The organism is Marinovum sp. E3, from assembly GCF_055755275.1.
Genome location: NZ_CM146908.1, coordinates 3221733 through 3239783, shown reverse-complemented (window position 1 = coordinate 3239783; position 18051 = coordinate 3221733). Strand labels below are relative to the sequence as shown.

Genomic DNA, 18051 nt, shown 5'->3' with positions numbered 1-18051 from the left:
CGCCCCCCGACAGCATCGAGGGGCGGAGAAGTCATCCGTCTGACCGGTCAGATCCAGTACATCGGCGCGCCGTAGTGCTCATGCACCCGTTGCTCCCAGGCGCGGTCGCGGTGCCAGTCGCTGGTCCGCTCCGGTGCGCCCTTGACCTCGGCTTCGGTCAGATCGGTGGTAAACCCATCGCGGCTGACGTCATAATTGAGCTTGCCCCAGGGCACCGGGTGGTGTTCTTCGCCAAGCCCGAGAAAGCCGCCAAAACCCATGACCGCATAGGCCACCTTGCCGGATTCCTTGTCGATCATCAGGTGATCGATCGTGCCGATATGCGTGCCATCGCGGCTGTAGACGGCGGTGCCGTTCACGTCGGACGAGGACACAAGACTGTGGTTCCCTTCGGTACTCATCACTAATTCCTCCAATCGGTGTGCAGAAGAAACCGCCGAGCGCCGCGGATGTTCCGACGTGGTGCCCCGCCACGGCGGATATTCGCCCGGCGTCGCGGCGGCGAAAAGCCAGCCGAGACCGGGAGTTGAATGCCCGCGCGTTTTGCGATTTGCTGCGTCGGGCACCAAACAGGCACGCAACCGGAGCCCTGCCCATGTCCGCCTCTGACCAGCCTACAGCGCTCGACCTTCCGATGGTCGATCCGCTGCCCGACGAGACCCGCAAATATTTCGATGTCTGCGAAGACAAGCTGGGCATGGTGCCCAATGTCCTGCGCGCCTATGCCTTCGACATCGACAAGCTCAACGCCTTTACCGCCATGTACAACGACCTGATGCTGGCCGGCAGCGGGCTGAGCAAGCTCGAGCGGGAAATGATCGCCGTGGCGGTGTCGTCGATCAACAAGTGTTTCTATTGCCTCACCGCCCATGGTGCCGCCGTGCGGCAGCTGTCCGGCGATCCCGAGCTGGGCGAGCTGATGGTGATGAACTGGCGCGCCGCCGATCTCGACAAGCGTCAGACCGCGATGCTGGAGTTTGCCGAAAAGGTGACCAAGGCCAGCGCCGAGATCGCCGAGGCCGACCGGCAGGCGCTGCGCGACGCCGGCTTCTCGGATCGCGACATCTTTGACATCGCCTCGGTCGCCGGGTTCTTCAACATGTCGAACCGCGTGGCCAGCGCCACCGACATGCGGCCCAACCGCGCCTATCACGCGATGGCGCGCTGAACTTGCGGGCGCTCGCGCTCATCGCATGTTGCCTGGCGGGGCCGGCCGTGGCGCAGGACCTTGCGCTGCCTGCCGGGGCGGTGCTGACCTACGAGGAAAAGCGCGATCCGGGGTCTTATGCGCTGCCGACGGGTGCCTTTGCCGAGGGCGCGATCCCGGCCGAGGTAGTCGAGGGCGCGGTGCTGCGGCAATCCTACCGGGTGCCGGGGGACATCCGCACCACGCTGCAACTGCTGGCGCCGCTGAGGACACAGATTGCCGCGTCGGGCTATGACATCCAGTTCGACTGCAAGACCCGGCGCTGTGGCGGCTTTGATTTCCGTTTCGGCACCGAGGTGCTGCCCGGCCCGGGCATGTATGTCGATCTCACCGATTTCCGTTTTCTCGCCGCGCGCCACCCCGATGGTGGCGCGGTTTCGGTGCTGGTCTCGCGCAGCGCCGCGGCGGGCTTTGTCCAGATCATCCGGGTCGGCGATGCGGCCGAAGGCGGGGTCAGCGCCGCGCCGGGGCCGGTTGCGCCGACCCCGCCGGGTGACAGCGGGCAGATTGCCAGGCAACTCGAAAGCCTCGGCCGGGTCGTGCTCGCCGATCTGTCGTTTCAGACCGGTTCCTCGGCGCTGGGCGAGGGGGATTTCGACAGCCTGACCACGCTTGCGCGCTATCTCGCGGCCTTTCCCAACCGGCGGATCGCACTGGTCGGCCATACCGACGCGGTGGGCTCGCTGGACAACAACATCGCGCTGTCGCGCCAGCGGGCGATGTCGGTGCTGGACCGTCTGGTGCGCGAGCACGGCGTCGACCGCGACCAGCTCGAGGCCGGCGGTATGGGCTATCTGGCGCCGCTGACCAGCAACCTGACAGCCGAGGGCCGCGAGGCCAACCGAAGGGTCGAGGCGGTGCTTGTCTCGACCGAATGACGCCGGCCGACCTGCCGTGACGTTACCCGGGTAAGGCGAGTCGACTTGCGATATTCGAAGCGCTTTCAGGGGAATATATCTGCCAAGCTTCCCGTGAAAAGTGTCGCAAGTGTGCGCCATATCATCCGGGACCGCAAATTTCCCGCGCTAGGTTTTGACCTGACTGCAAGGGGCGCGGCCCCGTGATTCGCAAGGGACGACGTCAGTTGGACATGAGAATGACAGAGCTTTCCATGGGCTTGACCGTCGAAGAACGCGCCGCCCTGGCCACCGCCTATTCCGCGGCGCTGTCCTACCGGTCGAACCTGCCGCATCAGCCGGTGCGGCCCAGCGTCGGGCTGGACGAGGCTGTGGCGCGGTTTCGCCAGCCTCTGAGCGAAACGGGAGAGCCTGCGCCGCAGGTGATTTCCGGGATCACCGCCGGCGCCGACGGCGCGTTGCACGCAATGACAGCGCCGGGCTTTTTCGGCTATGTTCTGGGCGGCTCGCACCCGGTGGGCGTGGCGGCGGATGCGCTGGTGTCGGCCTGGGGGCAGAACGCCGGCTCGGCCAGCGAAACCCCGGCGATCACCGGCATGGAGCGCACGCTCTGCGACTGGCTGGTCGATCTCTTCGGCCTGCCGCAAGGCACCGGGGCGGGGCTTGTCACCGGCGCCAGCGCGGCGAATTTCTCGGGGGTGCTGGCGGCGCGGCATGCGCTGCTGGCGGCACAGGGCTGGGATGTGGAACAGGACGGGCTGATCGGTGCGCCGGCGATCCCGGTGCTGATCGGCGCGGAGGCGCATTCGGCAGTAAGCGCGGCGCTGCGCTATTCCGGGCTTGGCGCCGGCCGTGCCCGGCGGGTGGCGACCGACGATCAGGGCCGCATCAACCCGGCGGACTTTGCCGAGAAACTGGCGCAATGCGAGGCGCCGCCGCTGGTCATCCTGCAAGCCGGCCAGATCAACACCGGTGCTTTCGATCCCTTCGAGGCGCTGATCGCGCAGGTCCATGCGCGGGGCGGCTGGGTCCATGTGGATGGCGCCTTCGGCCTCTGGGCCGCCGCGGTGCCGGAGCTGGCGCATCTCTGCGCCGGGGTGGCGCGGGCCGACAGCTGGGCCGTCGATCTGCACAAGGGGCTGAGCGCGCCGTTCGACGCCGGCGTGGTGCTCGTGCGCGACCGGGCGGCGCTGGTGGCGGCAATGTCGGCGCGCGGCGCCTATCTGCCGAGCCGGAATGACGACTGGGAGCCGTCCGACAGCACGCCGGAGCTGTCGCGCCGCGCCCGCGGGGTGCCGAGCTATGCCATTCTGCGCCATCTCGGCCGCTCCGGCCTCAGCGCGCTGATCCTGCGGCATCACCAGCTGGCGGCGCGGATTGCCTGCACGGTGGCGGCCGAGCCGGGGCTGACCGTGCTCAACGACGTGGTGTTCAACCAGGTGGCGCTTTGCTGCGGTGCCGGGGCCGAGGGCGACCGGCAGACCGAGGCCGTGCTGCGCGAGGTCCAGGCGCGGGGGCGGGTCTATCCCTCGCATGGCGTCTGGCGCGGGCGGCAGATCATCCGCATTTCGGTATCGGGATATGCCACCCAGGCCGAACATGCCGACCTGGCGGCGCGCGAAATCATCACGGCTTGGCGCGGGCTGCGCGCCGGCTGAGAGCCGGCGGCTTTGCCTCCCGGACCCCCTACGGTCTTATTCAACAGAAGAAGCAGGGGGCGCCTTGCGGCAGAGGTCGGGGAGCGGCCGGTTGCGGCGGCTTGTTGCGTGCTGATGGTTGAAGTCCCCCCCGGCCTAAGCCAATGTCGGCGGCAACAGGCGCAAGGACGGGGATCGGCATGGCGGGCAGCGACAGAAACAGGGCGGTGCAGACCCCCGAGCTTGGCAGCGAGACATTCTTTACCGATGCCGACAAGGCGGTCGACCAGCTCTGTATGCTCTATGAGAAGGCCACCGCCTTTCTGGCCGATGCCTTTCGCCGGGCGATGGTCGAGGGGCAGCCGGCCACGCGGTATCGCGCCTTCTATCCCGAGGTGCGCATCACCACCACCAGCTTTGCCCATGTCGACAGCCGGCTGAGCTTTGGCCATGTCTCGGCGCCCGGCACCCATGCCACCACGGTGACGCAGCCGCGGCTGTTCCGGCGCTATCTGCGGCAGCAGATCCACCTGCTGATGGAAAACCACGGCGTGCCGGTCTGTGTCGCGGTGTCGGACACGCCGATCCCGGTGCATTTTGCGGTTGCCGCCCAGACCGATGTGACCGTGCCGCAGGAAGGCGCGGCCGAGTTCATCCTCCGCGATGTCTTTGACGTGCCCGATCTGAGCACCACCAACGACGACATCGTCAACGGCACCTATGACACTGCGCCGGGCGATCCGGCGCCGCTGGCGCCCTTTACCGCGCAGCGGATCGATTATTCGCTGGCCCGGCTGGCGCATTACACCGCCACCGACCCCGGGCATTTCCAGAATTACGTGCTGTTCACCAACTATCAGTTCTATGTCAGCGAGTTCGAGGCCTTTGCCCGCGCCATGCTGGCCGATCCGGACAGCGGCTACACCAGCTTTGTCTCGACCGGCAATGTCGAGATCACCGCCGCCGATCAGGAGATCCCGCCGACGCTGAAACAGCCGCAGATGCCGACCTATCACCTCAAGCGGCCGGGTGATGCCGGGATCACCCTGGTCAATATCGGCGTTGGCCCGTCGAACGCCAAGACCGCCACCGACCACATTGCCGTGCTGCGGCCGCATGCCTGGCTGATGGTGGGCCATTGTGCCGGCCTCAGGAACACCCAGGCCTTGGGCGATTTCGTGCTGGCGCATGCCTATCTGCGCGAGGACCGGGTGCTGGACGACGATCTGCCGGTCTGGGTGCCGATCCCGGCGCTGGCCGAGATCCAGATCGCCCTCGAAGAGGCGGTGGCCGAGGAGACCCAGCTCAAGGGCTACGACCTCAAGCGGATCATGCGCACCGGCACCGTGGCCAGCGTCGACAACCGCAACTGGGAGCTGCGCGACCAGGAGGGACCGGTGCAGCGGCTCAGCCAGTCGCGCGCCGTGGCGCTCGACATGGAGAGCGCAACCATCGCCGCCAACGGCTTTCGCTTCCGGGTGCCCTACGGCACGCTGCTCTGTGTCTCGGACAAGCCGCTGCATGGCGAATTGAAGCTGCCGGGCATGGCCAGCGCCTTCTATCAGACTCAGGTCGCGCGGCATCTGCGCATCGGAATCCGGGCGATGGAACGGCTGCGTGAGATGCCTTTGGAGCGGATTCACAGCCGGAAATTGCGGGCTTTCGACGAAACCGCCTTTCTGTGACGTTGGGTCAACCGGCAAAACCCCATATTTTTAAGGCCCGACGTGCCACTAATCGTTGTGTCCCCCCGCAACATGACGTTTAATGCGTCCGATGAGGCCCAAGTGCTGGGCAGACTGAAGGAGACCAGAAAATGGCAAAACCGTTGACCAAGACCCAGCTCGTTGCGGCTCTGGCAGAAGAACTCGATTCCGACAAGAAAGCCGCGACCGCGGCGCTCGACGCGGTGTGCAACATCATCACCCGCGAAGTGGCCGGCGGTGGCGCAGTGACCCTGCCGGGTGTCGGCAAGTTCTATCTGAAAGAGCGTCCGGCGCGGATGGTGCGCAACCCCGCCACCGGTGAGCAATTCCAGAAAGAGGCGGACAAGGTCGTCAAGGTGACCATCGCCAAGGCTCTGAAAGACAGCGCCAACGACGAGTGATCCGCCGTTCGGCGCCCGGGGCGCCAACCGGAGAATTTTGAATGGCCGGCGCCCCTCGCGCTGGCCATTCTTCGTCTTGACCTTCCAGCGGTGGCCATAGGTTTCTGGGAACCCGACCCCCGCGAAAGGACGCCACCCATGCCGCATGATCATGGCCATGCCCATCTCGACCCCGGCTCCGGCGACCGGCGGGTGGCGATTGCGATCTGGGCCAATGCGGCGCTGACCCTGGCGCAGATCCTCGGCGGGCTCCTTTCCGGCAGCCTGGCGCTGATCGCCGATGCATTGCACAACCTGTCGGACATGGCCGCGCTGGTGATCGCCTTTGCCGCGCGCAAGATCGCCCGGCGGCCGGCCGATGCGCGGATGACCTTTGGCTATGGCCGGATTGAGGTGGTGGCGGCGCTGATCAATTATACCACGCTGATCCTTGTCGGGGCCTACCTGATCTACGAGGGCGGGCTGCGGCTGATCGATCCGCCGGCGGTGGCGGGCTGGACCGTGGTGATCCTGGGCGGCCTGGCGCTGCTGGTCGATGCGCTGACCGCCGGGCTGACCTGGAGCATGCAGAAACACAGCGTCAACATTCGCGCGCTGTTCCTGCACAACCTGTCCGATGCCCTGGCTTCGGTGGCGGTGATTGTCGGCGGCACGCTGATCCTGCTCTATGATCTGCGCTGGGTCGATCCGGCGATCACCATCGGCATCGCGCTTTATATCCTCTACCTCGCCCTGACCGAGATCGGCGGCCCGATCCGCACCCTGATGCTGGGCAGCCCGCCCGAGATCGACGCCGCCGAGGTGATCGCGGCGCTTCAGGCCACCGACGGCGTCGAGGATGTGCACCATGTCCATCTCTGGCAGATGCAGGAGGATGCGGCGGCGCTCGATTGCCATGTGGTGCTGACCGCAGCCGGTTGGGGCCGGCTGGAGGCGATCAAGTCCGAGATCAAGGCGCGGCTGGCGGCGCGTTTCGACATCACCCATTCCAGCCTGGAATTCGAACATGAGGCGCGCTGCGGCCGCGATGCCCGTCTTTACGGCCACGGCTGAGACCGCGGCGCCGCAAAACGCTTGCCTTTTGACGCCGGATCGCCAATCTGGCCGCGGGCCGGGCGATGGCGTCGCCCCTCAGGGCCTTTTCCCAAATTCCTGAACGCCGGGAGCTTTCCTTGACGAGGAGGGTCGCCATGACGGCACGTCCTGATTTCTATCGGTTTCACAACGGCCAGAAGGCCCCGCTGCAATTCTCCGAGGCGGAATACGAGGCCCGGCTGGCGGGGCTGCGCGCCCGCATGGCCGATCTCGGCTGCGAGGCGGCGGTGCTGACCTCGATGCACAATGTCAGCTATTACAGCGGCTTCACCTATTGCGCCTTTGGCCGGCCTTACGCTCTGGTGGTCACGCCGGAAACCAGCGTCACGATCAGCGCCGGCATCGACGCCGGCCAGCCCTGGCGCCGGTGTCATGGCGACAACATCACCTATACCGACTGGCAGCGCGACAATTACTGGCGGGCGATCCTTTCGGTCACCGGTCCGGGGCGTGCGCTGGGCTATGAGAGCGACCACCTGACGCTCTGGCAGATGGGCAAGCTCGAGAGCTTCCTGCGGCCGGCGCAGATGGTCGATCTCTTTGACACGACGATGCGGCAGCGGATGATGAAAAGCCCGGCCGAGATCGCGCTGATCCGCGCCGGGGCGGCGGTGGCCGATGTCGGCGGCTATGCGATCCGCGAGGCGATCAGGCCCGGCGCGCGTGAGATCGAGGTCGCCATGGCCGGGCGCGATGCGATGGAACTGGAGATCGCCCGGCGCTTTCCAGAGGCGGAATATCGCGACACCTGGGTCTGGTTCCAGTCGGAGCTCAACACCGACGGGGCGCACAACCCGGTGACCGCGCGGGCCTTGCAGCGTGGTGATATTCTGTCGCTGAACACCTTTCCGATGATCTCGGGTTATTACACCGCGCTGGAACGGACGCTGTTCGTGCAGGAGGTCGATGCCGCTTCGCTGGCGCTCTGGCAGGCCAATATCGGCGCGCATGAGCTGGGGATCTCGCTGCTCCGGCCGGGGGCGCGCTGTTCCGAGGTGACCGAGGCGATCAACCGGTATTTCGAGGAACGCGACCTGCTGCAATACCGGACCTTCGGCTACGGTCATTCCTTCGGCGTGCTGAGCCATTACTACGGCCGCGAGGCGGGGCTGGAGCTGCGCGAGGATATCGACACGGTGCTGGAGCCGGGGATGGTGATCTCGATGGAGCCGATGCTGACGATTGCCGAAGGCCAGCCCGGGGCTGGGGGCTACCGAGAGCATGACATCCTGGTGATCACCGAGGACGGGAACGAGAACATCACCGGCTACCCCTATGGGCCGGAATTCAACGTGGTGGGTTAGGTCGCCCCGCGCCCCGGCCCCCGCGCCGGGGCCTCCCCGTTGGCCGCGAGGTCCAGGGTCGCGCCCGGGACGGGGACGGTTCGGGTGTCGGACCAATGGACGACAGGTTCACATCCGCCTCTCCACGCCCCGGCCACCGCGCCGGGGCCTCTCCGTTGGCCGCGAGGTCCCGGGTCGGGCCCGGGGCGGGGACGGTTCGGGTGTCGGGCCAAGGGGTCACATGTTCACATCCGCCGCTCCACGCCCCGGCCCCCGCGCCGGGGGCTCTCCGTTGGCCGCGAGGTCCCGGGTCGGGCCCGGGACGAGGACGGTTCGGGTGTCGGGCCAAGGGGTCACAGGTTCACATCAGCCGCCCCGCGCCCCGGCCCCCGCGCCGGGGCCTCTCCGCTGGCCGCGAGGTCCCGGGTCGGGCCCGGGACGGTTCGAATGTCGGGTCAAAGGGCGACATGCAGCTTTCAGGACCCGCACCTCGAACGCCTTGGCAATCAGCCCATATGGCCCATTTTCGAACGCGCCTTGCCGCGCTCGAGGCCCAGCTGGCGTTCGCGCCAGATGATCAGCACCCCGGCGGCGATCACCACCAGCGAGCCCCAGATCGTCGCCGCGGTCGGGATCTCGGCGAACAGCAGATAGCCCGCCGCCACCGCGAACAGCATCTGGCTGTAATCGAAGGGCGCCAGCACCGAGGCCGGCGCAAAGCGATAGGCCGAGGTCACCAGGATCTGCCCGATCCCGCCGATCACCCCGGCGGCGACCAGCATCGCGGTTTCGGTGGCATTCGGCACGGTCCAGCCGAAGGGCAGGGTGAAAAGCGAAAAGCCGGTGGCGGTGAGCATGAAGTAGAACACCACCGCCGCCGCATCCTCGGATTGCACCAGCCGGCGAATATGCACCTGGGCCAGCGCCCGCAACCCGGCCGAGATCAGCGCCACGATGGCGCCGATGGTGGCCAGCCTGTCGGCGGTGCCGTCAAGGCTCAGCCGCGGCCAGAGGATGATCATCACCCCGATCAGCCCGATCGCCACCGCGCTCAACCGGAACAGCCGCACCTTTTCGCCCAGCAGAAGCGCGGCAAGGATCACCGTCATCAGCGGCGCGGCAAAGCCGATGGCGGTCACCTCGGGCAGCGGCAACAGGCCCAGCGCGGCAAAGCCCAGCCCCATCGACGACACGCCGATCACCCCACGCCAGACATGGCCCATGACATTGGCGGTGCGCAATCCGGTGCGCAGCTCGCCGCGCGCGACCAGCCAGATCAGGATCACCGGGATGGAAAAGGCCGAGCGAAAGAAGACGGCTTCGCCGGGCGGCACCGCGTCCGAGGTTGCCTTGATGAGAACGGCCATGATCGTGAACACGGCAAGAGCGGAAATTTTGAGCGCGATACCGCGACTGATGAACATGGCGGCAGTTAGCCCTCGTCCTCACCGAAGGTCAATGGCCACGGCCTCCGGGCGGAGTTTTGTCACCAAGGCGTCTTTGCTCCGTCATTCCAGCGTTACATCGCCGGCGCAGGAGATTTGCGACATTGTCCTACCAGGAGACGTTTCATGGGCTTTCGCAGCATCTGTCTGACTTCCGTCCTCGCGCTGAGCGCCGGGTCGGCCATGGCCGAGATGAATTTCAACCGCGTTGCATCCTTTCCGGTCATCGCCAACATGGCTGCGGGGGAAGACACCAGCCGCGAAAGCTCGCCGGAGATCATCGATGTCACCGCCGACGGCATGACGCTGGTCTATACCGACAGCCCGCTCGAGGTGATCGGCCTGATCGACATCACCGAACCTGCCAATCCGCAGCCCAAGGGCAATATCGCGGTCGGCGGCGAACCGACTTCGGTGGCGGTGATCGGCACCACCGCCTTTGTCGGCGTGAACACCTCGGAGAGCTACACCGCCCCGTCGGGCCGGATCGCGGCGATCGACACCGTCAGCGGCACCGAGATCGCCACCTGCGATCTCGGCGGTCAGCCCGACAGCCTCGCCAAGGCGCAGGACGGCTCGTTTGTTGCGGTCGCCATCGAGAACGAGCGCGACGAAGACCTTGATGGCGGCAGGCTCCCGCAGATGCCCGCCGGCACGCTGGCCCTGGTCAATGTCACCGAGGGGCGCCTCGATTGCGGCTCGATGCGGTTTGTCGATCTGACCGGCCTGGCCGAAGTTGCCGGCGAGGACCCCGAGCCGGAATATGTCTCGATCAATGCCAAGGGCGAGATCGTGGTGACCCTTCAGGAAAACAACCACATGGTCGTGGTGTCGAAAGAGGGTGAAATCCTGTCGCATTTCTCGGCCGGCACGGTGGATCTCGACGGCATCGACGCCACCGACGAACGCGGCGCGCTGATCTTTAGCGAAAGCCAGAAGGCCCGCAAGCGCGAGCCCGACGCGGTGGCCTGGATCGACGAGGACCACTTTGCCACCGCCAACGAAGGCGATTATCAGGGCGGCGCGCGCGGCTGGACGATCTTTCACAAGGATGGCACCGTCGTTCATGAAAGCGGCACCAGCTTCGAACAGGCGATCATCCAGATCGGCCATTACCCCGACAAGCGCTCCGACAGCAAAGGCGTGGAGCCGGAATCCGTGACCTTCGGCCGATTTGGCGAGACGCCTTTTGTCTTTGTCGGTGCCGAGCGTGCCTCGGTGGTCGGCGTCTATGACGTGACCGACCCGGCCGCTCCGGTGCTGAAACAGCTGCTGCCCTCGGGGGTCGGCCCGGAAGGATACGTCGTCATTCCCGAGCGCAACCTGCTGGTCTCGGCCAATGAATCCGACCTGATCGAAGATGGCGGCGCCCGCGCGCATGTCATGCTCTTCGAATACCAGGAGGGCGCGGCGCAATATCCGCATCTCACTTCCGAAGGCATGGCGACGCTGACCGGCTGGGGCGCGATCTCCGGCATGGTCGCCGGCGACGGCAAGACGATCCATGCGGTCAACGACAGCTTCTATGGCTACCAGCCGACGATCTACACCATCGACGCCGGCCAGACCCCGGCGCGGATCACCGCCGCGATGCAGGTCACCCGTGCCGGGCGCGTGGCGCAGAAACTCGACCTCGAAGGCATCACGCTGGACGGAGAAGGCGGCTTCTGGCTGGCTTCCGAAGGGCGCAGCGACCGGCTCATCCCGCATGCGCTTTATCACGTGACCGCCAAGGGCGAGATCGACCGGGAAATCGGCCTGCCGGCAGAGCTGATGGCGGTGGAGCGGCGCTTCGGCTTCGAAGGTGTGACCCGTGTCGGCGACACCCTGTGGATGGCGGTGCAACGCGAATGGAAGGACGACCCCGAGAACCACGTGAAACTGGTTGCCTACAATACCGAGACCGGGGATTGGGGCGCCGTGCTCTATGAGAAGGCCGCGCCCGAGACCGGCTGGGTCGGGCTGTCGGAAATCACCGCTTTCGGTGATCATGTCTATGTGGTGGAACGCGACAACCAGCACGACGACCGCGCGGTGACCAAGAAGATCTATCGCATCGCCCTGTCCGAGATGCAGCCGGCGCCGTTGGGCGGCCCGCTGCCCGTGGTGGCCAAACAGGAGGTGCACGACCTGATCCCCGATCTGAAATCGACAGGCGGCTATGTGCTCGACAAGGTCGAGGGCCTGGCGATCACCGAAGACGGCGAGATCTTCGTCTCGACCGACAACGACGGGGTCGACGATCATTCCGGAGAGACCATGTTCTTTTCGATCGGCGGCGCGATGTAGGTCGCGGCTGACGTGCGACACCTGCAGCGGGAGAGCCCAGGCTCTCCCGTTTGCATTTGGGGGCTGGGCTCCCGATCTCCGGCCGGGCTTGGCGCGGCGGTCGAAGGCTGGCACTGTGGCGCCAGACAGAAGGAGGCCCGAGATGTCCGTCACCGAAATTCGCCCCAACATGCAGCATTGGCAGGAGCGCGTCGATCTGGCCGCCGCCTTTCGCTGGACCGCCCGGCTCAACATGCATGAGGCCGTGGCCAATCACTTCAGCCTCGCGGTCGATGATCAGGGCACGCGGTTCCTGATGAACCCGAACCAGATGCATTTCGCCCGCATCCGGGCCAGCGACATGATCGAGGTCGATCTGGACGACCCCACGGCGCAGGAAGGGCCGGATGCGCCGGACCCGACCGCCTGGGGGCTGCATGGCTGGCTGCACCGGCACTGTCCGCAGGCGCGCTGCGTCATGCATGTGCATTCGATCTTTGCCACCGTCCTGGCCAGCCTGGCCGACAGCCGGCTGCTGCCGATCGACCAGAACTGCGCCACCTTCTTTGGTCGCTACGTGATCGACGAAGGGTATGGCGGGCTGGCCTTCGAGGACGAGGGGGAGCGTTGCGCCCGGCTCTTTACCGATCCGAAGCAGAAGGTGATGATCATGGGCAACCATGGTGTGCTGGTGATCGGCGCGACCGTCGCCGATACCTTCAACCGGCTGTATTACTTCGAGCGCGCCGCCGAGACCTATATCCGCGCCTTGCAGACCGGCCGGGAGCTGCGGGTGCTCTCCGACGCGGTGGCGGACAAGGTGGCGCGCGAGGTCGAGACCTATCCCGAGCAGGACATTCGGCATTTCGCCGAGCTGAAGGCGATCCTCGATGGCGAGGGTTCGGATTACGCGGCATGAGCCTGTCGCGCTTCATCGCCGCGCAGGATGGCATCTGGGAGCAGGCGCTGGGCGAGTTGCAGGCCGGGCGCAAGCGGAGCCACTGGATGTGGTTCATCTTTCCGCAACTGGCCTCGCTCGGCCGTTCGGCCAAGGCGCAGCGCTACGGTCTCGCCGATCTGGCCGAGGCGCGGGCCTATGCGGCGCATGCCGTGCTTGGCCCGCGGCTGCGCGAGGCGGGCGCCGCGGTGCTGGCCCATCGCGGGCGCGCGGCAGAAGAGATCCTGGGCGGGATCGACGCCCTCAAGCTGCGCTCCTGCGCCACGCTGTTCGAACGTGCGGACCATGGCAGTGACGTGCATACCCGGCTGATCGATATCTTTTACGGCGGCGACCGCTGCCCCCTGACGCTGGCAGAGATCGGCGCGGCCTAGCCGGAGGCCGGTCAGCCCGGCCGCAGCCCGGTTTCCACCAGCATGCCGCGCCGTTTGGCCTCGTAATAATAGCCGCGCGCGTACCATTTGATCGCCGTCGTCTCGCTGCCGTCTGACAGGAGCCAGGCACCGCGCAGGTATTTGCCGGCATATTGCAGGTTGGTATCGGCATCGAGCAGGTCGGCGGGTTTGCCGCGAAATCCCATGGTGCGCGCGGTCTGCGGCAGGATTTGCAGCAGGCCCCAATAGGGCCCGTTGCGCGCCCAGGGCCGGTGCGTGCTCTCGCGGATCGCCAGCTTGTGCAACAGCGTGCGGGGGATCTCGTAGTGATCGGCCCATCTGTTGATCTTCCGGCGCAGCTCGGGCGTCTCGTTGGGATGGAGCGGCGGGTTGAAGGCGGCGGGCGGCGCGGGTTCGGGCGCGCGTTGGCGGCCACAGGCGGCGAGGCTGGCAAACGCGCCGAGAAGCAGCGCGCGGCGGGAGAGGTGGGGCATCCGGACGACTCGGTCAGTGGCAGATGGCGCGAGCCTAGCGAGGCCGGGGCAAGGTTGCATCCTCCCGCCGGAAAGCTGCGCGGACCGCCGCCGAAACGCTTGCCTTCGGGCGCCGCTGCGGACAGGTTGCGCGCATGACACACACGCTTTTGTCTTTTGGCCATGGCTACAGCGCCCGCGCCCTTGCCCCTCTGCTTCTGGCCGAGGGGTGGCGCGTCATCGGCACCACTCGCAGCCCCGACAAGCGGCCGCAGCTCGAAGCCGAGAGCATCGAACCCGGGCTTTTTCCCGGCGACGACCTGTGCCCGGCGCTGGAGGCCGCCGATCACCTGCTGATCTCGGCCGGGCCGGATGCGGCGGGCGATCCGGTGCTGGCCGCGCTGGGCCAGGAGATTGCCGCGCGCGCCGGGCAATTCGCCTGGGTGGGCTATCTCTCGACCACCGGGGTGTATGGCGATCACGGTGGCGGCTGGGTGGACGAGGACACGCCGCTGGCCCCCTCGACCCGGCGCGGCGTCTGGCGCCAGCAGGCCGAGGCGGCCTGGCAGGCGATCCCCGGCCTGCCGCTGCATATCTTTCGGCTGGCGGGCATCTACGGGCCGGGGCGCGGCCCCTTTGCCAAGGTGCGGCAGGGCAGCGCGCGGCGGATCATCAAGCCGGGGCAGGTGTTCAGCCGCATCCATGTCGAGGATATCGCCCAGGTGCTCAGGGCCTCGATCGCCCGGCCCGACCCGGGCGCGATCTACAACCTCTGCGATGACGATCCGGCGCCGCCGCAGGACGTGATCGCCTATGCCGCCGAGCTTCTGGACGTGCCCATTCCCGAGGCGGTGCCGTTTGACAGCGCCGAGATGACGCCGATGGCGCGCAGTTTCTATGCGGAAAGCAAGCGGGTGCGAAACGACCGGATCAAACGCGAACTGGGGGTGACGCTGAAATACCCCGATTACCGCAGCGGTCTGCGCGCGCTGCTTGACCGGGATCGCGGAAAGTGACGCCGCCGCGCAGCCTCGGCGAGGTACTGAGCGCCATCGAACCCGAGGCGGATTGCGCCGACAAGGTCACGGTTGCGGATCTGTTGCAGGAAATCGGCGAGCGCTCTTTCGCGCCGCTGGTCCTGGTGGTGTCGGTGCTGCTGGTCACGCCGCTCTCGGGCATTCCGGGGACGCCCACCATCGGGGCGCTGATTGTCGTGCTGATCTCGGCGCAATGGCTGACCGGGCGGCGGCATCTCTGGCTGCCTGGTTTCGTGTTGCGGCGGGCGGTGACCGGCGCCAGGCTGGCCCGCGCGATTGCCTGGCTCAGGCCGATGGCGGCATGGGTCGACGCGCGCAGCCAAAGCCGGCTGCGGCCGATGACGGCGCCGCCGATGGCGCTGGTGACCAAGCTGCTGATCCTGTTGATCGCGCTGACCTGGCCGCTGCTCGAGCTGTTGCCGATGGTCACCTCGGTGGGCGCTATGGCGGTGTCGCTGCTGGCCTTCGGGCTGATGGTGCGCGATGGCCTCTGGCTGGTGGCGGGCTATGCCACGCTGGCCGCCATGGCGCTGCTGGTCAGCTGGTTCGCCGGGCAGGTGCCGGCCTGAGCGCCAGCGGATCGGGCCGGGTGGCGGCGGGGGTGAGCGTCCACTCATAGACATCCGCCACCTGCCGGGCCTTGGCGTGCCAGGTGAAATGGTCGAACACCCGGGCGCGGCCGGCCTCGGCCATCGGTCCGAGCTGCCCCGGATTGGCCACCACGTCCTTGAGTGCGGTGCGCAGGCCCTTGATGATCGCCGCCCGCGGCCCGATCGGGATCTTGAGCCCGGTGCCGGAGGTGACAAGCTCGCCCGGGCCGGCGTAGTCGACGATCAGCGGCACCAGCCCCAGCGCCATCGCCTCGAGCACCACGCCGCCGCCGAATTCGCGGATCGAGGGGAAGGTGAGCATATGACAGCGCCCGGCAACGCTTTCGACCTCGCCGTGGGGCAGCCAGCCGTGAAAGGTGACGGCCGCGTCTGTGCCTTCTTCGGCGACCTGGGCGCGCAGCTCGTTCATCATCGGGCCATCGCCGATCATCTCGAGGATCATGGCCCCTGATTGCAGCAGCGGCGCGGCGGCGGCGAGCAGCATGTCGGGCCCCTTGTACGGCACCATGCGGCCGATGAAACAGGCGCGCAACGGCTTCGGCCCCGGCCGCGACAGGCGCGAGAATTTCGCCGGATCGACGGCGTTCTCGGGCAGATAGATCACTTTGTCCTGGTAGCGGGCCGGGATCTCGGACTGGGTGTGGCGCGATCCGGTCAGGATCGCGGCCGCGTGGCGCAGGGTGCGGACGCGGCCGGGCAGGTAGCGATAGGCCGACCGCAGATAACTCAGCAACTCGCGTTCGCGCAGGCGTTCGCTGTTGAACCCCTCGGGCCAGGGCACGCCGCCATTGAGCGGGCCAAGCACGAAAGGCACGCCGGCGCGCGCGCAACGCGCCGCGACGGGGCTGGCGATGGTCGGGCTGAGCGGCGTGATGCGGTGCACGATGTCATAGGCGCCGGCCTTGATCTCGGCCCCGAAGGCGCGCCAGACCAGCCGTTCGAAATGCGGATAGGCCAGTGCGTTGAGCGCCTGGATCGTCGTCCAGCCCTTGCCCTGGCCCATGCGCAGCGCCTCGCCCAGCTGCCACAGCGGGCGGGCCAGCCTGTCGCTGTCGATAAAGGTCACCTCGCGGCCTTCGACATAGCCGGCATCGAGAATCGCCGCGCGGTTGCGGGCATGGGTGACCAAGTGGACATCGGCCACCTCGCGCAGCGCATGCGCTAGCGACCAGCCCACCAGCGGCACCGAGACCCAATCGGGATTGGCGGCCTCCGCAATCGCCAGAACGCGGCGTCTTGTCATACCATCTACTCCATCACCGGGCGCCATTTCAGCGCGAACCGCGAATTGCGCCCCTTGAGCGCGTCTTCCCGAAGCCGCAGTCTTTCGCGGCGCAGGGTTTCGGCATAGCCCATCAGCGCGCCGGACAGCAGCCAGGTCAGCGGCGTCAGCGTGGCATTGGGCACAAGCTCGGCGGCATTGGCTGCCAGCATCAGCGTCAGCGGGCCGACAAAGGGCGAGATTTCGTCGGGTTTGCGCGCCAGCATCTCGCGCCAGAGCAGGAAGATCGGCAGCACCAGCAAGCCGAATTCCGCCAGAAAGCCGAGCCAGCCGTATTTGCCCATGACGATGATCCAGCGGCCATCGGTGATCGTCTCGATCGCGCCGGTGATGTCGTTGTAGATCATGTTCCGACCCCAGCTGCCCCAGCCGAAGACCGGCTTTTCATAGGCGCGCTCCAGCAGCATATCCTCGTTGTCGAAGCGGAACTTGAGCGAATTGGCGCGCTCGGTCTCGATGCTGGCGGCGGCGGCGAGCAGCCGTTCGCTGGGGATCATGTCGACCGCCTTGAGCATCGGATAGCCGATCGCCAGCAGCGCCACCAGCGCCGCCACCTTGAGCTGCGCCCGCACGCCGAAAAGGAGAACCACCGGGATCAGGCAGACCGCAAACAGCATAGCGCCGAGCGATTTGTACAGCACCAGGCTCGCTCCCAGCCAGAGCGTCAGCCCGGCATACATCAGCTTGCGCTTCTTTTCGAACTTGAACAGCGCCGCCGCGGCGGTCAGGGCCATCATCCCGAAAAAGGCCAGCCAGATGCCGTGATACAGGAACACCGTCGGCCGCCAGCCGCCAAAGCGCATGGTCTGGGCGAAATCATGCTGGAAATATCCGTAGATCCAGATGTTGAGCTGCGGCGAGAGCCGGGTTTCGAGCAGCGCCGGGAAGCTGTAGGCAAAGCCGGCCCACATCAGCACCAACAGCACCATGCGCTGCGAGGCGGCCTCGACCAGATACTGACGGGCCAGCACGAAGGGAATGAAGATCAGGATCTGGGTCAGCGTCAGGGCGATCGCGTCGGTCACCAGAAGCCCGGGCAGATGCAGCACGTCGCCCCAGCGCACCGGCTCGGTATTGGTGATCACCGTGGCGATGGGTGAAAAGATGAAGATCAGCATCAGCGCCTTGCCGAGAAGCGTGTCGGGCAGCACCGATTTGCGCAGGCCGTAGGTGGCAATGGCCATCATCAGCGCGGTCAACGCCGGGATAGAATGCTTGTCGAGCGGCGGCAGCAGCGGAAAATCGAAGGCGGCCGGTGGCGGCGGCAGGATCAGGAAACCGCTGACCAGACAGATCACCAGCGCCTGCGGCAGGGACAGGCGGCGAAACAGGATCACCGTCACCACTGGCCAGACAGCCAGCATCAGATTGGCCAGGATATTGGGCATCAGCGCGTCTTTGGTTGCAACAGCGGAAC

The 18051-nt window shown here is 66.7% G+C and carries 17 protein-coding genes; 12 read left to right on the top strand and 5 right to left on the bottom strand.

Translation table 11 applies throughout. The features are described 5' to 3' along the window. Positions 1-47: 47 nt before the first annotated feature. Entirely contained in the window at positions 48-401 is a 354-nt protein-coding gene (locus AC0J5K_RS15920) for a PRC-barrel domain-containing protein (RefSeq protein ID WP_048533329.1), read from the bottom strand. Positions 402-595: 194 nt separating this feature from the next. Between AC0J5K_RS15920 and AC0J5K_RS15915 the strand changes: the two genes are divergently transcribed. From AC0J5K_RS15915 to AC0J5K_RS15885, 7 genes are all read left to right on the top strand, one after another. Beyond that, positions 596-1168, top strand: a complete 573-nt coding sequence (locus AC0J5K_RS15915) for a peroxidase-related enzyme (protein WP_048533328.1) — start codon at positions 596-598, stop codon at positions 1166-1168. A 47-nt stretch (positions 1169-1215) separates the two neighbouring features. Further along, positions 1216-2085 carry an OmpA family protein gene (locus tag AC0J5K_RS15910; protein ID WP_274565778.1) on the top strand — a complete coding sequence of 290 codons (870 nt, stop codon included), beginning with the start codon at positions 1216-1218 and terminating at the stop codon, positions 2083-2085. 218 nt (positions 2086-2303) lie between these two features. Next, positions 2304-3722 (top strand): pyridoxal phosphate-dependent decarboxylase family protein, encoded by a 1419-nt coding sequence (locus tag AC0J5K_RS15905; RefSeq protein ID WP_274565779.1) that lies wholly within the window; start codon positions 2304-2306, stop codon positions 3720-3722. A 179-nt stretch (positions 3723-3901) separates the two neighbouring features. Further along, positions 3902-5386 carry an AMP nucleosidase gene (locus AC0J5K_RS15900; protein ID WP_048533325.1) on the top strand — a complete coding sequence of 495 codons (1485 nt, stop codon included), beginning with the start codon at positions 3902-3904 and terminating at the stop codon, positions 5384-5386. Between the two features lie 131 nt (positions 5387-5517). Beyond that, positions 5518-5808, top strand: coding sequence for an HU family DNA-binding protein (locus tag AC0J5K_RS15895; RefSeq protein WP_048533324.1), 291 nt, complete (start codon positions 5518-5520; stop codon positions 5806-5808). 138 nt (positions 5809-5946) lie between these two features. Further along, the gene (locus AC0J5K_RS15890; RefSeq protein ID WP_074836044.1) at positions 5947-6861 is read left to right on the top strand and encodes a cation diffusion facilitator family transporter; all 915 of its coding nucleotides are present in this window, start codon (positions 5947-5949) and stop codon (positions 6859-6861) included. 137 nt (positions 6862-6998) lie between these two features. Further along, entirely contained in the window at positions 6999-8207 is a 1209-nt protein-coding gene (locus tag AC0J5K_RS15885) for an aminopeptidase P family protein (RefSeq protein WP_074836043.1), read from the top strand. 485 nt (positions 8208-8692) lie between these two features. Here AC0J5K_RS15885 and AC0J5K_RS15880 read toward each other — a convergent pair whose 3' ends face one another. Next, positions 8693-9553 carry a DMT family transporter gene (locus AC0J5K_RS15880; protein ID WP_371398817.1) on the bottom strand — a complete coding sequence of 287 codons (861 nt, stop codon included), beginning with the start codon at positions 9551-9553 and terminating at the stop codon, positions 8693-8695. 204 nt (positions 9554-9757) lie between these two features. On the opposite strand from AC0J5K_RS15880, the gene AC0J5K_RS15875 reads away from it, so the two are divergent. From AC0J5K_RS15875 to AC0J5K_RS15865, 3 genes are all read left to right on the top strand, one after another. Next, positions 9758-11920, top strand: coding sequence for an esterase-like activity of phytase family protein (locus tag AC0J5K_RS15875; RefSeq protein WP_274565780.1), 2163 nt, complete (start codon positions 9758-9760; stop codon positions 11918-11920). Positions 11921-12062: 142 nt separating this feature from the next. Then, positions 12063-12818: a class II aldolase and adducin N-terminal domain-containing protein gene (locus tag AC0J5K_RS15870; protein ID WP_074836039.1), complete on the top strand. Its 756-nt coding sequence runs from the start codon at positions 12063-12065 to the stop codon at positions 12816-12818. After that, positions 12815-13231: a DUF1810 domain-containing protein gene (locus tag AC0J5K_RS15865; RefSeq protein WP_048533318.1), complete on the top strand. Its 417-nt coding sequence runs from the start codon at positions 12815-12817 to the stop codon at positions 13229-13231. The genes AC0J5K_RS15870 and AC0J5K_RS15865 overlap by 4 nt, the downstream gene beginning before the upstream one ends. Before the next feature lie 11 nt (positions 13232-13242). Here AC0J5K_RS15865 and AC0J5K_RS15860 read toward each other — a convergent pair whose 3' ends face one another. Next, positions 13243-13725, bottom strand: coding sequence for a lytic transglycosylase domain-containing protein (locus AC0J5K_RS15860; protein ID WP_274565781.1), 483 nt, complete (start codon positions 13723-13725; stop codon positions 13243-13245). Positions 13726-13859: 134 nt separating this feature from the next. Between AC0J5K_RS15860 and AC0J5K_RS15855 the strand changes: the two genes are divergently transcribed. Continuing rightward, positions 13860-14720, top strand: a complete 861-nt coding sequence (locus AC0J5K_RS15855; RefSeq protein WP_274565782.1) for an SDR family oxidoreductase — start codon at positions 13860-13862, stop codon at positions 14718-14720. Further along, on the top strand, positions 14717-15310 hold the full coding sequence (locus AC0J5K_RS15850) for an exopolysaccharide biosynthesis protein (protein ID WP_274565783.1): 594 nt from the start codon (positions 14717-14719) through the stop codon (positions 15308-15310). Before AC0J5K_RS15855 ends, AC0J5K_RS15850 begins: the two co-directional genes overlap by 4 nt. On the opposite strand, the gene AC0J5K_RS15845 is transcribed toward AC0J5K_RS15850, so the two are convergent. Beyond that, a complete protein-coding gene (locus AC0J5K_RS15845) occupies positions 15279-16595 on the bottom strand; it encodes a glycosyltransferase family 4 protein (protein WP_274565784.1) in 1317 nt (438 codons plus the stop codon). The two genes, AC0J5K_RS15850 and AC0J5K_RS15845, sit on opposite strands and share 32 nt — an antisense overlap. 5 nt (positions 16596-16600) lie before the next feature. Continuing rightward, a complete protein-coding gene (locus AC0J5K_RS15840) occupies positions 16601-18022 on the bottom strand; it encodes a hypothetical protein (protein ID WP_274565785.1) in 1422 nt (473 codons plus the stop codon). Positions 18023-18051 lie beyond the last annotated feature (29 nt).

Bases quoted from the DNA above. Each gene is read 5' to 3' on its own strand.
- AC0J5K_RS15920 (WP_048533329.1), bottom strand. From the start codon at position 401: ATGAGTACCGAAGGGAACCACAGTCTTGTGTCCTCGTCCGACGTGAAC.
- AC0J5K_RS15915 (WP_048533328.1), top strand. From the start codon at position 596: ATGTCCGCCTCTGACCAGCCTACAGCGCTCGACCTTCCGATGGTCGAT.
- AC0J5K_RS15905 (WP_274565779.1), top strand. From the start codon at position 2,304: ATGACAGAGCTTTCCATGGGCTTGACCGTCGAAGAACGCGCCGCCCTG.
- AC0J5K_RS15900 (WP_048533325.1), top strand. From the start codon at position 3,902: ATGGCGGGCAGCGACAGAAACAGGGCGGTGCAGACCCCCGAGCTTGGC.
- AC0J5K_RS15895 (WP_048533324.1), top strand. From the start codon at position 5,518: ATGGCAAAACCGTTGACCAAGACCCAGCTCGTTGCGGCTCTGGCAGAA.
- AC0J5K_RS15890 (WP_074836044.1), top strand. From the start codon at position 5,947: ATGCCGCATGATCATGGCCATGCCCATCTCGACCCCGGCTCCGGCGAC.
- AC0J5K_RS15885 (WP_074836043.1), top strand. From the start codon at position 6,999: ATGACGGCACGTCCTGATTTCTATCGGTTTCACAACGGCCAGAAGGCC.
- AC0J5K_RS15880 (WP_371398817.1), bottom strand. From the start codon at position 9,553: ATGGCCGTTCTCATCAAGGCAACCTCGGACGCGGTGCCGCCCGGCGAA.
- AC0J5K_RS15875 (WP_274565780.1), top strand. From the start codon at position 9,758: ATGGGCTTTCGCAGCATCTGTCTGACTTCCGTCCTCGCGCTGAGCGCC.
- AC0J5K_RS15870 (WP_074836039.1), top strand. From the start codon at position 12,063: ATGTCCGTCACCGAAATTCGCCCCAACATGCAGCATTGGCAGGAGCGC.
- AC0J5K_RS15865 (WP_048533318.1), top strand. From the start codon at position 12,815: ATGAGCCTGTCGCGCTTCATCGCCGCGCAGGATGGCATCTGGGAGCAG.
- AC0J5K_RS15860 (WP_274565781.1), bottom strand. From the start codon at position 13,725: ATGCCCCACCTCTCCCGCCGCGCGCTGCTTCTCGGCGCGTTTGCCAGC.
- AC0J5K_RS15855 (WP_274565782.1), top strand. From the start codon at position 13,860: ATGACACACACGCTTTTGTCTTTTGGCCATGGCTACAGCGCCCGCGCC.
- AC0J5K_RS15845 (WP_274565784.1), bottom strand. From the start codon at position 16,595: ATGACAAGACGCCGCGTTCTGGCGATTGCGGAGGCCGCCAATCCCGAT.
- AC0J5K_RS15840 (WP_274565785.1), bottom strand. From the start codon at position 18,022: ATGCCCAATATCCTGGCCAATCTGATGCTGGCTGTCTGGCCAGTGGTG.